Source organism: Streptomyces guryensis, from assembly GCF_021261325.1.
Classification (GTDB): Bacteria; Actinomycetota; Actinomycetes; order Streptomycetales; family Streptomycetaceae; genus Streptomyces; species Streptomyces guryensis.
Map to the genome: position 1 here is coordinate 55813 of NZ_JAJSBI010000003.1, position 13171 is coordinate 68983.

Genomic DNA, 13171 nt, shown 5'->3' on the forward strand with positions numbered 1-13171 from the left:
AAGTCTCAGGGTCACCAACTGCCGGGTGGCGTGTACTCCTTGAGGTACTGGGTGAGCCGCTTGCAGTAGTCGCGGTATTCGGGGGGAATGCCGTGCGCCGCGTTGACCCGCTTGTACGAGGTCCGGTACGCGGCGGCGATCAGTACCCGTTTGTCGCCGGGCAGGTCGGGTGTCAGGTTCGGCTCGATGTAGCACAGGTAGTGGCCGAGGCCGGCGATCGAGTCGGGGACGGAGAGGGGTGGCTTGGGCATCGACCTGACCGGTTGGCCGTCGGCCCGGATCCACCAGCGCAGCAGCCTCGGGGTCCAGCGGGCGATGCCGTACTCGTCCTTGCCGGGGTCGGAGAGCTTCGGGTCGAAGTTGCTCTCCGCCTTGAGCATGGCCGCGATGAGCGCGGGTGTGACGTCCGCCTGGTCGCAGCCGTGAGCCGCGTCCACGATCATCGGTCGGTAGGCCGCCGGGACGCCCTGGTCCGTGCGGAGTTCGGCGGAGCCGTAGGTGGCGGGGGCGACCTTCGCCGTGGGGGTGGAGCTCCTGACCTCCGGGGTGCCGCCGCCCGTGTCCGCCCAGGTGCTGATGCCGTAGCCGAGCGCCGCGACCGCGACGGTGGCGGCCGTCGCGCTCGCGATCACCGCCGAACGACGTCTGCGGCGCGGGAGGCGTGGCGGGCGGTCCGTGCCGGCTGCCTCCGTGACCCGGCGCAGGAGAGCGTCCGTGCCGACGCGGTCGGCGTGGGTGCGGGACAGGCAGTCCCTGACGATCCCCCGCCAGATGTCGGGGAGTTGGGGCGACAGCCGCAGTTCGTCGGTGCCGCGGGCGTAGGCGGCGGCCGCGTCACGGCGGGCGGTCGGGGTGCCGCCGGGCAGGGGAAAGGAGTCGGTCAGAACCAGGTGCGCCAGAACGCCGAAGGCCCAGACGTCGGCCGAGGGGCGGATCTGGCGTCCGCGGGTGCCGATCTCCGACCACAGGAGTTCGGGCGGGGTGTAGTCGGGCGTGGAGAAGGCGGGGGTGTACGCGTGCGTGCCCTCCAGTTCGGCCGCCATGTTGAAGTCGGCGAGGCGGGCCGAACCGTCCTTCATCAGCAGGACGTTGGCCGGTTTCAGGTCCCCGTGCACCCAGCCCGCACGGTGCAGCTGGGCCAGCCCCTCGCAGACCTGCGCGAGCAGCACCGGTCCGGCGGCCAGGCGCGGGGCGGCGGACAGCAGCGCCGACAGGGAGCGTTCCGCCTTCTCCAGTACGAGGACGGTGGCGCCGTCGAGGGCGGGCCGGGACGGGTCGTCGACCGTGAGGGTGTCGTACATCCGGATCAGGCGCGGCTGCTTCAGGCGGCGGTGCAACTCGACCTCGCGGTCGATGAGCTCGCGCAGGTGGGTGAGTTGGCGCGGGGTGCCCGTGCCGGTGGGGAGGAACTTCAGGGCGGCCGTGCGGGGCAGTTCCTCGCCGGTGCCGGCCAGGTCGCCGCCCGTGCGTCTGCCCTCGTACACGCTCCCGAAGGCGCCCGTCGCGATCGGGTCCCGCACCTCCCAGACGCCCACCCGGTACCCCCTGGGCACCGGCACGGCGTAGGGCTCGGTCACCGGACCGCCCGGCCGGACGGGGAGGCGGCCAGGACGACCAGGTCGTCCTCGCGGACGAGGTCGAAGCGGAGTGCGAGCGAGACCAGCGATTCCTTCTTGCCGTTGAGGCGCGGGCCGGTGTCCGCCTCGTCCGGGCCCGGCTTCAGGCGCAGCTTCACCGCCAGGTAGTCGATGTTCCACTGCACCGAAGTGCGGGAGGCGGCCGGCCAGTTCGGGCGCAGGCGGTCGACGACCTGGTCGACGGTGGGCAGGGGCGCGTGCGGTGCGCCGCGCAGGCGCGGTTCGCACAGGGCCGCGAGGACCGCGAAGTAGCGCTTGGTGCGGTCGACGGAGAAGGCCGGGGCGGTGGTGGCGCCGTCGAGGCCGCCCTCGGAGCGGAGGTAGTCGTGGCGGGGAGCCCACACCTCGACGGCCAGGAGGTCCCCGGCCGCCGGCAGCACGATCCGGGAGAACTCGAAGGGGACGGGGGCGTCGAGGCGGCCCGGCCCGACCTTCATGTGCTCACCGGCGCCCTCGGGGTTCTCCACGACGTACGTCTGCTCCCCGCTGAGGTTGCTCAGTATCCAGAAGGCGCCCTGCGCGGTGATCTCACCGGCCCTGCGGGAGACACCCTTGTGAGGGATCTCCACGTCGCAGTCGGCGCTGCGCCCGAAGGTCAGCCGCTCACCGGGCGCGAGCTTGAGCTGGGTGCGAGTGGACTGGTCCTCCGTGGTCGGCGGAGGTACCACGATGATGCTGTACAAGGTGCGTCTCCCGTGCCTGCCGGCTACCCACGTCAGAGTAGGGCGACGCGCCAGGGCCGTGTCCCCCTCGGACGGGGAGACACGGCCCTTGGCGATTTATTGGCGCGAACTGTTCAGTGGCGCCGGGCGGTTCACTGCTTTACGCGGTTGAACCAGGCGGTTCCGTTCGCGTTGCCGGCGAACACGGCTATCAGAATGCCGAGAACCGTGTGGAGGAGGCCCACGACGACGAAGGGGTAGATGCCCAGCATCGCGGTGATGACGCCGAAGACGATGGCCGTGACCCGGACACGGTTGCCGCCGTCGCTGAACTTCAACGCCAGCACGGCCGCGAACACCGCCCAGGCCAGCGCGAACACCACCATCGCCCACAGCACGCCGGACGAGTACTCCTTGATCTTCTCGAAGGAGGCGTCGTTCTCGACTCCGGCGCTCGACGTCCTGCGGACGACCCCGGCGACGAAGGCGAACAGGGCCACGCCGATGAGCTGCAGGGGAACGATCACCCACAGCAGCACGCGACCCACGCTCACGGTGCCCGGCATCGTCGTCATCACGGAAGCGCCCCCGTAGGGGCCCACCGGGGGAGCTGTGGGGTAGCCGTAGCCCGGCTGCTGGCCCTGTTGCGGGCCGTAGGGGTTGTTGGGGCCGCCGAAACTCATGGGGGGTGTTCCTCCGGGAAATGGGGTGAAGCAGTGCTCAGTTCGTGCGGATCACGATGGTCGAGCAGATCTTGTCGGCGAACGTCTGGCGCTTGGGGTCCCACGCCGGCCACAGCCAGCCGATGTAGCAGGCGATGCTGTCCAGGAAGTGCGCGAGCCGGCGGACGAAGGCAAGGCCGAAACCGAGGGGCTGTCCGTCGGTCTCCTTCACCAGGCGGATGCCGACCGCCTGCTTGCCGACTGTCTGGCCGGTGCTGCCCTCCCTGACCAGCTGCCAGATCGCCACGCCGAGGACGGCGAGGTAACCGACGATCACCAGGGCCCAGATCTTGGAGACCCCCCCGATGACGACGATGATGTAGGGAGGCAAGAACACGAGCATGTCGACCAGCAGCCCAAGGAAACGCTGGCCCCAGCTCGCGTACGGCGGCTGCATGCCGTAACCCGGCTGCTGCGGGTAGCCGTAGCCGGCCGGGGCCTGCGGCGCCTGCGGGTAGCCGTAGCCCGGCTGCTGCGGCGGCACGCCCTGCGGGGCCTGCTGCGGGTAGCCGTAGGGCTGCTGCTGTCCGGGCTGCTGGGGGTAGCCGTAACCGGGCTGCTGCGGCGGCTGCTGGGGCTGGCCGTAGGGGTTGTTCGGGTCGCCGTAACTCATGGCGGGATTCCTCCGTTGCACACATGGGGACGATGCGGATTGCGCGGAGGAATCTCATGATGTGAGCGGTTTGCCCCCCGAACACGAACCGCGATACTGCGCCGTTCATCGTTCTTTACGGCCGCTCGCCTTGTCCAGTGGCATTTCGCATGTGTTGTGCAAGTGCAATGTTGCTGATCATGGCCGCCGGGCCGGTACGGCACCCGGATTGGAACCGGGGGGCGGTCATCCGCGAGGATGGGGTCATGACCGCCCAGATTCTCGATGGCAAGGCCACCGCAGCCGCGATCAAGTCCGATCTGACCGCCCGCGTGGCGGCGCTGAAGGAGAAGGGCGTCACGCCCGGCCTCGGCACGATCCTCGTCGGGAACGACCCCGGCAGCCAGAAGTACGTAGCCGGAAAGCATCGCGACTGCGCCCAGGTCGGCATCGCCTCCATCCAGCGTGAACTGCCGGACACGGCGACGCAGGAGGAGATCGAGGCGGTCGTCCGGGAGCTGAACGAGGACCCGGCGTGCACCGGCTACATCGTCCAGCTGCCGCTGCCGAAGGGCATCGACGAGAACCGGATCCTTGAGCTGATGGACCCGGACAAGGACGCCGACGGCCTCCACCCCATGAACCTCGGCCGTCTCGTCCTGAACGAGCCGGCCCCGCTGCCCTGCACCCCCAACGGCGTCCTCACCCTCCTCCGCCGGTACGGCGTCGAGATCAAGGGCGCCGAGGTCGTGGTCGTCGGCCGCGGTGTCACCATCGGCCGCCCGATGCCGCTGCTGCTCACCCGGCGCAGCGAGAACGCGACCGTGACCCAGTGCCACACCGGCACCCGTGACCTGTCGTCGCACCTCAAGCGCGCGGACATCATCGTCGCCGCCGCCGGCTCGGCCCATCTGATCCGGCCCGAGGACGTGAAGCCGGGCGCCGCCGTCCTCGACGTCGGTGTCTCGCGCAGCGCCGAGGGCAAGATCGTGGGCGACGTCCACCCGGGCGTCGCCGAGGTCGCCGGCTGGATCTCGCCGAACCCCGGCGGTGTCGGCCCGATGACCCGCGCCCAGCTGCTCGTCAACGTGGTCGAGGCGGCGGAGCGCAGTGCCGGCTGAGGCGAAGCACCCCGAGGGTGCGGCGAAGCAGCCCGAGCGCGAGGTCGAGGCCCCCGAGCGGCAGGCGGAGGAGACCGTGCGCGACGCGATCAGCGCACCCGACGCCGAGGGCAGGCCGCGCCGCGTGACGCGCCGCTTCCCGCTGTTCACGAAGGACACTGCGCGTCCGGAGGGCGGCGGCAGGGCCGCCCCCAGCGGCGCCCCGGCGCCCGCGCGGCAGTGGCCGATCCTCGCCGTCCTCGGCCTGGTCGGGCTCGGTCTGCTGCTGACCGCGCTGGACGTCTTCCGGTACGGCACGCTGCTGATCGGCGTCGCCCTGGTGCTCGGCGCCGCGCTGCGCTGGATCCTGCCGGACGTCGGCATGCTCGCCGTACGCTCCCGCTTCACGGACATCGTCACGTACGGCGTGCTGGGCCTCGCGATCGTGCTGCTGGCGCTGATGGTGCAGCCGCATCCGTGGCTGCAGATCCCGTTCCTGAAGGACACGCTGCATCTCACGGTGAGCAACTGACCGCTCCGCCGGCTTGCGGAGTGGGTCGGTTTTCGGCTGCGGCGCCATCGTGGCTTGTCGCGCGGTTCCCCACGCCCCTGAGTGCGCGGCTCAACCGCCGGTGGAACCAACGGCGGCCCGGCTTCGTCACCTGGTCAGGGCGGGTAACGCGAAGGATCTGGTGGAGGTGGGCGATGGGCGGCTGGCAGCCGCTGCCGGACGATCTGCCGCCGGAGGTGCGGCACTTCGTGGAGCAGCTGCGGCTCCTCAAGGACCGGACAGGGCTCAGCCTCGTCTCGCTCGGTGCCCGCACCGCGTACAGCAAGTCCTCCTGGCACCGCTACCTCAACGCCACCCAGCCGCCGCCGCGGCAGGCGGTCGCCGCCCTGTGCCGGATCGCGGGCCTCGCCGACACGGAGGCCGAGCGTTTCGCGGTGCGCTGGGAACTGGCCGTGCAGGCCTGGCCGCGCCCGGCCGCGCTCCCCGTGAAACCGACCGAGGACGCCGGGGGCTCCGGGGCCTCGGTCGGTGAGGAGTACGAGGACGATCCCACCCTGCCCTGGTGGGACACGCCCGAGGAGACCCGGCGGCGGCCGGGCGGGCGGCTGTTGCTGTACGCCGTGCTGCTTCTGCTCCTCATGCTGCTGATCGCGGTCGTGGGCGTCCTCGCGCTCGGGTGAGTTGCCCATGGGTGGGGTGAATGCGCCCGTGGCGGGGGAGGTTGTCCATGTGTGTCTGCGGTGTCGATGTATTGACAAGTTTGCGGATTTGACACGGGGTTGTTCGACGAGGGCCCTAGGGTGGGCGGGTCCGGCCGGGCGGCGGAGGGGGCTGCCGGGGGGATACCGGACCGCGGCCGGAACGGCGTGCATCGGTGCATGCCGAACGGCCCCAACGCTCCCGTGCGCCCCCATCCCGGGAACTGGGATCCTTACTGGGCGCATCCCTGTGGGTAGGCCAGAACGGGCACCGCGCGCGGGGGAACGCGAGGAACACCAGCACCAACCGGGGGAAGAGGGGGGAAGCAATGCCTCGTTGGAGGGCCTTGCCGGACGAACTCGATCCGCAGGTCAGGGAGTTCGCGAGCCAGCTTCGGCGGCTCGTGGACCGCAGTGGCCTGAGTATCGCGTCGGTGGCCGACCGCACGGGCTACAGCAAGACGTCCTGGGAGCGGTATCTCAATGGCCGGCTGCTCGCGCCCAAGGGCGCGATCGTGGCGCTGGCCGAGGTCACGGGTACCAATCCGATCCATCTGACGACCATGTGGGAGCTCGCCGAACGGGCCTGGAGCCGTTCGGAGATGCGCCACGACATGACCATGGAGGCCATCCGCATCTCCCAGGCGCGCGCCGCGCTCGGTGAGTTCGGGGCGCCTCCCGCCAGTGCCAAGGCAAGCGGCAAGGCGAGCAGCAAGGGCGGCACGACGGCCCGCAGGTCCGGCAGCGCGACGGCGACGCCGGGGATCGCGGGACCGGCGGGGGTGGCGCCGACGGTGCCGCCGCAGCCGGCGAGCCCGGATGTGCTGGACGCGGCGGGCGCGGTGCGGGAGGGCGGCGCGTCGCCCTCCGTGGGCGCGCCCCCCGCGGATGCGCCCTCCGCGGACGCGCCGGAGAGCTCCTCGGGAGCCAACTCGTGGCGGCTGGCGGGGTACAAGGGCCCGTCGCAGACCGGTGCGCGTGCTCCCGGAGCCGCGGCTCCGGCACCGGCGCCGCAGCCGGCGGCCGACGGTCATGGCTGGACGCGGGGGACACCGAGCCCGTCCGGTGAGCCGCCGCAGGGCCCGCGGCCCGGCGGGGGCGCCTCCTCCGGCGGTGGCAGGCGGAAGCTGACGATGTTCCTCGCGGGGCTCGTCGGGGTGCTCGTGGTGATAGCGGCCGTGTTCTATCTGACCGACAACGGCTCGGGCAGGAAGAACGAGGGCGGCGCCTCGCCGTCCCCGTCCGTCAGCGCCCGGACCGACCTGCCGGCCGGTGTGAAGTGCAGCGGCGCCTCCTGCACCGGCAAGGACGCGGAGGCCATGGGCTGCACCAAGGACGCCGCCTCGGTCACGACCGCCAAGACCGCCGTCGTCGGCACGACCACGGTCGAGGTGCGGTACAGCAAGATCTGCGGTGCGGCCTGGGGTCGTATCACCCAGGCCACCCAGGGGGACTCCGTCCAGGTGGCCGCCGGCAAGGCCAAGGAGAGCGACGGCATCACGGCCACCGGGGACAACATCGCCTACACGCCGATGGTCGCGGTCAAGGACGCGGGCGAGGCCAAGGCGTGCGCGACGCTGGCGTCGGGGCGGAAGGGGTGCACGACGTAGGGCGGGAAAAGCGGCGGCCGCCCGTCCGGGAGAGGGGGGACTGAGGCGGCCGCCGTGGGGGGACCGACCGTGCCGGACTCCCGTGGGGGTACGGTTCGCGTGCCCGGGATGGGGACGACTATTCCTCCCATCCACATCCCGATTCACATTTCTTCCGAGCCGGTCGACCCACCCGTTTCACTCTGTGGGGCGGGCCACACGGACCCGGACGTCCGGCATCCCGGATGCGCGATAGCCTGACCGGTGGATCTCTTGATACCAAGAGATCGATCATTTGTACGTCCGCACCCCAGGGCACCCAGGGCAAGGACGCCCACCGCCAGCTGTCATACGGAGAACGCCATGACCCGCACTCCCGTGAACGTCACCGTCACCGGCGCGGCCGGCCAGATCGGTTACGCCCTGCTCTTCCGCATCGCCTCCGGCCAGCTGCTCGGCGCGGACGTGCCGGTCAAGCTGCGCCTGCTGGAGATCACACCCGCGCTGAAGGCCGCCGAGGGCACGGCCATGGAGCTCGACGACTGCGCGTTCCCGCTCCTGCAGGGCATCGACATCACGGACGACCCGAACGTCGCCTTCGACGGCACCAACGTCGCCCTCCTGGTGGGCGCCCGCCCGCGCACCAAGGGCATGGAGCGCGGTGACCTGCTCTCCGCCAACGGCGGCATCTTCAAGCCGCAGGGCAAGGCCATCAACGACAACGCCGCGGACGACATCAAGGTCCTCGTCGTCGGCAACCCGGCCAACACCAACGCGCTGATCGCGCAGGCCGCCGCCCCGGACGTACCGGCCGAGCGCTTCACCGCGATGACCCGCCTCGACCACAACCGCGCGCTGACGCAGCTCGCGAAGAAGACGGGCTCGACGGTCGCCGACATCCAGCGCCTGACGATCTGGGGCAACCACTCCGCCACCCAGTACCCGGACATCTTCCACGCCACGGTCGCCGGCAAGAACGCCGCCGAGACCGTGAACGACGAGAAGTGGCTGGCCGAGGACTTCATCCCGACCGTGGCCAAGCGCGGCGCGGCGATCATCGAGGCCCGCGGCGCGTCCTCGGCCGCCTCGGCCGCCAACGCCGCCATCGACCACGTGTACACGTGGGTCAACGGCACCGCGGACGGCGACTGGACCTCCATGGGCATCCCGTCGGACGGCTCCTACGGCGTCCCGGAGGGCCTGATCTCCTCCTTCCCGGTCACCACCAAGGACGGCCAGTACGAGATCGTCCAGGGCCTGGACATCAACGAGTTCTCCCGCGCCCGCATCGACGCCTCCGTGAAGGAGCTCGAGGAGGAGCGCGAGGCGGTCCGCGGCCTCGGCCTCATCTGATCCACGGAGCCAAGTGGGCCATACGGCTTCACGGTTCTGTCACGACCCTGCACGGGCCCCGTTCCGGTTCCTTCCGGAACGAGGCCCGTGGCCGTTTTCGCCGCTACCGTCAGAAGCGGTACCCAATGGGGTGATTCGGGGGGCGTGCCATGAACAGTTGGGACGGCTACGACGACGGCCGCTCCGGTTCCGGACCGGAGCGCGAACCGAGCGAGGAGAGAGGCCGGGCGGCCTGGGCCGCCCAGCAGCCGGCACCTCCACCACCGTGGGCGTCGGCCGAGACGCAGACGGGCCAGGCACCACCGCCCTGGGCCTTCGCGCCGACCCACACGGGCGGCGTCCTGCCGCCGACCTGGCCGCCACCGCCGCCTCCCGCGAACCCGCGCCCTGGCGCCCGCCGCGTCCTGGCCGTCCTCACGGCCACCCTCGTCCTCGGTGCGGGCGCCGGAGCGGGCGCCTGGTACCTCACCCGCGACCACTCGCCCGGCACCGGGGCCACGCCCGCGACGAGCGTGAGCGTCACGGTCTCCACCACCCCGCCGCAGAGCCCGACGACCACCCCGACCCCCACTCCCACCCCCACCGCGTCCGCCTCGCTCCTGGCGTCCTCCTCCCCGCCGGCCGGCTACCGCCGCTCCCAGGACCCCGTCGGCTACGGGGTGGACGTCCCCCAGGGCTGGACCCGCCGCCAGAAGCAGGGCCAGTCGGCCCCCGTCGTCTCCTACGACGCCCCCGCCGACGGCCGCCGGCTGCAGATCTTCGAGATCTCCGAGTCCACCCCCTACGAGTCCCTGACCCTCGCGGAGACCGACCCCGGCTACGGCTTCGCCGCGCAGCCCGGCTACCAGGTCGTCGAACGCGATCGCGGCGACACCTGGGCCGAGCTGTCGTACCGCTACGACGACAAGGACGAGGGCGCACGCCAGGTCATCGACCACCGCTTCGAGGCCGCCGACGGCACCCTGTACGCGATCCGTTCCAGCGGCCCCGCGCAGCTCGCCCCCGCGCTGGTACGGGAGCCGCTGGCGACGGCGGTGCGGTACTTCTGCCCCAAGGACGCCGACTGCTCGTAGCCCCCTGGCTGTCGGCCGAGTGGTCAGACGGCCGGGCCGGGCAGTTGTTTCTCGAACCAGTGGTCGCCGTAGACGTGGTCGACGTATGCGGGGATCTCGGTGTAGCCGGACGCCCGGTACATCGCCTGGGCCTCGGTGAGGCTCGCGTGGGTGTCGAGTCGTACGACGGTGCAGTCGCGGGCGGTCGCCGCCTCCTCCAGGGCGGCGAGGATCCGGCGGGCGAGGCCGAGGCGGCGGGCTTCGGGATGCACCCACACGTGCCGGATCTCGCCGACGCCGGGTTCCAGGCGCCGCAGCGCGCCGCAGCCCACCGGGCGGCCCTCCTCGTAGGCGACGAAGAACGCGCCCGCCTCCCCTGACACCTCCGCCGGCCCCACCAGGTCGGACTTGTCGAAGCCCTCGGGGAAGCGTGCGTCGATCTCGGCGGCGTAGGCGTCCAGGCAGGCGCGGGCGTCCGGGGAGGCGCCGTCGACGAGGTCGACGGTGATGGCGGCCAGGCGCAGCAGACGCTGGGCGGTGGCCATCGCCTCGACGAGCTGCGCGCGCCGGCCGGGGGCGAGGGCGTCCAGCAGGCCCGCGGCGAGGGCGTCGGCCCGGCGGTTCTGCTCCGTGACCTCGACGCGTCCGGCGGGTGTCGGCTCGACCATGCGCAACCGGTTGTCGTCCGGGTGGGCGCTGAGCCGGACCAGGCCCTGCGCCTCCAGCGCCTTCGTCATCCGGCTGAGGTACCCGGCGTCGAGACCGAGGCGGCTCCTGAGTTCCCGGAGCGAGACCCCGCCCGGTCTCTCGGCGATCTCGAACAGCAGCCGGGCCTCACCGAGGGGCCGGTCCTGGCCGAGGTAGTGGTCTTCCAGCGCCCCGATACGGCGCGTGAAGTAGCGGTTGAACCGGCGGAGGGCCGCCACCTGCTCCGCCGGCACCGGCTGTGTGGACACCGGCTCCGTACGTCCTGGCTCCATGTTCTTTGACTTTAGTCAAAGAACATGGAGCGGTCCATCCCTCGGCATTCCGCTACCGCCGGTCCCAGCAGCCCCTCTATGCTGATGGTTTGTCAACTGAACGTCTGACAACGGTCTTTCCACGCATCGGGGGAGTTCGCGTGAGCACCGCATTTGTGCCACAGCAACCGCAGCCGACGACGCCCGCAGGGGCGCCACCCACACCACCGCCCACTCCGCCGCACGCCAGCGAGGCGACCCGGCTGCTGTGCGCGGGCACCTATCTGGACTCCGGTTACCGCGACCGCGTCATCGAGGAACTGCACCTCAACGAGCAGCGGATCGTGGCGCCCTCGCTCGGCTTCGACGCCGCCCGCGTTCTCGCGCATGCCCTGCGCGCCCGCCGCCAGGAGCTGCTGTGGGCCGGAGCGATCATCGGGCTGTGGGTGGTGGGCTCGGCTCTCAGCGCGGGCCTGCTGCTCTTCTTCCTCTGGCCGAGCGTGCTGCTCGCGCTCGCCCCGTGGGTCAGGGGCCGCGGCGAACGGCCGCCGGTGTACCGCCGGATCGCCGCGTTCCTCGTCCGCTGGTGGGGCCGTACGTTCTTCGCGGTGGTGCTGTTCCTCATCGTCGTCGCGGCGTTCGGCGGCGGTTCCAACGACAGCTCCTCGTACGGTTCGTACGGCTCCGACTACGGCTACTCGGACTCGCCGAGCGCCGGTGACGTGTTCTCGCCGAACAACATCGCCGACGCGATCAGGCCGTGGCAGGCCTGGCTCACGCTCGCCGTGTTCGCGCTCATCGCCTGGTGCGTGCACGCCCAGCGCCACCAGTTCAGCCGGGCGCTGGCCGCCGAGCTCTCCCCGCAGCGCTTCCCGGACGCCGCCTCCGACCCCGCCGAGCAGGCCGAGAACGCCCGCTTCCAGCGGCTGAAGCAGCGCATCCGCGTCGAGCAGCACGCACCGCTGGTCATGTACCACGAGGCCCGCCCGTTCTGCGGGGCCGGAGCGGCGTACAACACCTGGGTGCTAGCCGTTGAGCTGCGGCGGGACGAGCTGAAGAAGCAGCAGCCGCTCAGCAACCGCGCGGTCCTGGAGCGGGTCCGCCCGCTGCTCGAACAGCTCCGCGTCCCGGCCGAGTACGCGGGCCCCGGCGTCCGCGACCGGCTGCGCTGGCTGGAGATCGACGAGTGCGTGTTCCTGCCCGCGGAGGGGCTGCTCACCCGGGACCAGGCGCCGTACACCCCGCAGGCCTTCGAGGACCACCGGGCCCGCGCGGTCGAGGAGGGCGCCGAGAAACGGCGGCACTTCCTGCGCATCCGCGTCGGCGGCTGGGAGGAGGAGCTGGTCGTCACGGTCTTCGTGCGCATCCACACCCAGGGCCGGATGCTGATGCTGGAGATCGCCCCGCATGTGCTGACGCCGGTGCGTCAGGACTTCAAGGACGCGGACCGTACGGCCCACCGGTTCCGCAACAACAACGTGCTCGGCAAGGCGGCGGGTGCCGTCGTCCTGGTCCCCGGGTCCGCGGGGCGCTCGCTCGCCCAGCTCGGCCGCGGCCTGGTCTACGTGTGGCGGTTGCTGACCGGCGGGTACGCGGGCGCGCTGCCCGACGGTCCGGCGCTGTCGGTGCGCGAACTGGGCTCGGTGACGGCCGGTTCGCTCTTCCAGGAGATGGACGTGGCGCGCTATCTGAAGAGTGTGCAGGACCGGGTCGCGGGCGGGGTGCGGGCGGCGCTCGCCGAAGCCGGTTACGAGACCGGGGAGTTCATGCAGAAGATCGTGAACATCAGCAACGGCGACGTCAACATCGGCAATATCTCGGGCAGCAACAACTCGATCGCGGCAGGCATGCAGAACTCCGCCTCGTCGTCCAGCTCCTCGGGTTCCAACGTCTCGGGCGGCGCGTCGCCGCAGAAGGGGGCCGACAGCAATGGCCAGTGAAGACCAGGGCATCACCATCGGCGACATCTCGGGCAGCAACAACGCGGTCGCCGCCGGCAACAACGCAAGCGCCGAGAGCCATGTGCACCACGGCCCGGGGGTGCCGTCGGACGAGGAGACCCGGCAACTCCTCGCAGCAGTGCGGAAGTTGAGGCAGGACCTGGCGCTGGTGAACAGCACCGGGCAGACCGTCGCGCTGGGCCAGGCGCTGGCCGACACGGAGACCGAGATCACCAGTACCGGTCAGGCGGGGCCCACGCGCCGTCAGCGCCTGCGCGAACTCCTCACCGACTCCCAGGCCCTGGTGACCTTCCTCTCCTCCGCCGGCGCCCTGGCCGGCCTGCTGGGGCGGTGAG

Annotated in this window: 13 protein-coding genes; 8 read left to right on the top strand and 5 right to left on the bottom strand. The window is 71.5% G+C overall.

Annotation, left to right across the window (positions count from 1 at the left end; translation table 11 throughout):
* Positions 1-11: 11 nt before the first annotated feature.
* From LJ657_RS07155 to LJ657_RS07170, 4 genes are all read right to left on the bottom strand, one after another.
* Positions 12-1577, bottom strand: a complete 1566-nt coding sequence (locus tag LJ657_RS07155; protein ID WP_232647498.1) for a protein kinase domain-containing protein — start codon at positions 1575-1577, stop codon at positions 12-14.
* Entirely contained in the window at positions 1574-2320 is a 747-nt protein-coding gene (locus tag LJ657_RS07160) for an FHA domain-containing protein (protein ID WP_232647499.1), read from the bottom strand. The genes LJ657_RS07155 and LJ657_RS07160 overlap by 4 nt, the downstream gene beginning before the upstream one ends.
* A 131-nt stretch (positions 2321-2451) precedes the next feature.
* A complete protein-coding gene (locus LJ657_RS07165) occupies positions 2452-2982 on the bottom strand; it encodes a hypothetical protein (RefSeq protein ID WP_232647500.1) in 531 nt (176 codons plus the stop codon).
* Between the two features lie 37 nt (positions 2983-3019).
* Positions 3020-3634 carry an RDD family protein gene (locus LJ657_RS07170; RefSeq protein WP_232647501.1) on the bottom strand — a complete coding sequence of 205 codons (615 nt, stop codon included), beginning with the start codon at positions 3632-3634 and terminating at the stop codon, positions 3020-3022.
* Positions 3635-3879: 245 nt separating this feature from the next.
* On the opposite strand from LJ657_RS07170, the gene LJ657_RS07175 reads away from it, so the two are divergent.
* The 6 genes from LJ657_RS07175 to LJ657_RS07200 all read left to right on the top strand — a co-directional run bounded on the left by LJ657_RS07175 (position 3880) and on the right by LJ657_RS07200 (position 9937).
* A complete protein-coding gene (locus LJ657_RS07175) occupies positions 3880-4734 on the top strand; it encodes a bifunctional methylenetetrahydrofolate dehydrogenase/methenyltetrahydrofolate cyclohydrolase (RefSeq protein ID WP_232647502.1) in 855 nt (284 codons plus the stop codon).
* Between the two features lie 76 nt (positions 4735-4810).
* Complete coding sequence (locus tag LJ657_RS07180; protein WP_232647956.1) at positions 4811-5245, top strand: DUF3017 domain-containing protein; 435 nt, start codon at positions 4811-4813, stop codon at positions 5243-5245.
* Positions 5246-5418: 173 nt separating this feature from the next.
* Positions 5419-5904, top strand: coding sequence for a helix-turn-helix domain-containing protein (locus LJ657_RS07185; protein ID WP_232647503.1), 486 nt, complete (start codon positions 5419-5421; stop codon positions 5902-5904).
* A 365-nt stretch (positions 5905-6269) separates the two neighbouring features.
* Complete coding sequence (locus tag LJ657_RS07190) at positions 6270-7532, top strand: helix-turn-helix domain-containing protein (RefSeq protein ID WP_232647504.1); 1263 nt, start codon at positions 6270-6272, stop codon at positions 7530-7532.
* Positions 7533-7874: 342 nt separating this feature from the next.
* Positions 7875-8864, top strand: coding sequence for a malate dehydrogenase (locus tag LJ657_RS07195; RefSeq protein ID WP_232647505.1), 990 nt, complete (start codon positions 7875-7877; stop codon positions 8862-8864).
* Between the two features lie 149 nt (positions 8865-9013).
* A complete protein-coding gene (locus LJ657_RS07200) occupies positions 9014-9937 on the top strand; it encodes a serine/threonine kinase C-terminal domain-containing protein (RefSeq protein ID WP_232647506.1) in 924 nt (307 codons plus the stop codon).
* 23 nt (positions 9938-9960) lie between these two features.
* Here LJ657_RS07200 and LJ657_RS07205 read toward each other — a convergent pair whose 3' ends face one another.
* Positions 9961-10896: a helix-turn-helix domain-containing GNAT family N-acetyltransferase gene (locus LJ657_RS07205; protein ID WP_232647508.1), complete on the bottom strand. Its 936-nt coding sequence runs from the start codon at positions 10894-10896 to the stop codon at positions 9961-9963.
* A gap of 140 nt (positions 10897-11036) precedes the next feature.
* On the opposite strand from LJ657_RS07205, the gene LJ657_RS07210 reads away from it, so the two are divergent.
* Positions 11037-12815, top strand: coding sequence for an AbeC-like domain-containing protein (locus tag LJ657_RS07210; RefSeq protein WP_232647509.1), 1779 nt, complete (start codon positions 11037-11039; stop codon positions 12813-12815).
* Positions 12805-13170 carry a hypothetical protein gene (locus LJ657_RS07215; protein ID WP_232647511.1) on the top strand — a complete coding sequence of 122 codons (366 nt, stop codon included), beginning with the start codon at positions 12805-12807 and terminating at the stop codon, positions 13168-13170. The genes LJ657_RS07210 and LJ657_RS07215 overlap by 11 nt, the downstream gene beginning before the upstream one ends.
* Position 13171 lies beyond the last annotated feature (1 nt).

Bases quoted from the DNA above. Each gene is read 5' to 3' on its own strand.
- LJ657_RS07165 (WP_232647500.1), bottom strand. From the start codon at position 2,982: ATGAGTTTCGGCGGCCCCAACAACCCCTACGGCCCGCAACAGGGCCAG.
- LJ657_RS07170 (WP_232647501.1), bottom strand. From the start codon at position 3,634: ATGAGTTACGGCGACCCGAACAACCCCTACGGCCAGCCCCAGCAGCCG.
- LJ657_RS07175 (WP_232647502.1), top strand. From the start codon at position 3,880: ATGACCGCCCAGATTCTCGATGGCAAGGCCACCGCAGCCGCGATCAAG.
- LJ657_RS07185 (WP_232647503.1), top strand. From the start codon at position 5,419: ATGGGCGGCTGGCAGCCGCTGCCGGACGATCTGCCGCCGGAGGTGCGG.
- LJ657_RS07195 (WP_232647505.1), top strand. From the start codon at position 7,875: ATGACCCGCACTCCCGTGAACGTCACCGTCACCGGCGCGGCCGGCCAG.
- LJ657_RS07200 (WP_232647506.1), top strand. From the start codon at position 9,014: ATGAACAGTTGGGACGGCTACGACGACGGCCGCTCCGGTTCCGGACCG.
- LJ657_RS07205 (WP_232647508.1), bottom strand. From the start codon at position 10,896: ATGGAGCCAGGACGTACGGAGCCGGTGTCCACACAGCCGGTGCCGGCG.
- LJ657_RS07215 (WP_232647511.1), top strand. From the start codon at position 12,805: ATGGCCAGTGAAGACCAGGGCATCACCATCGGCGACATCTCGGGCAGC.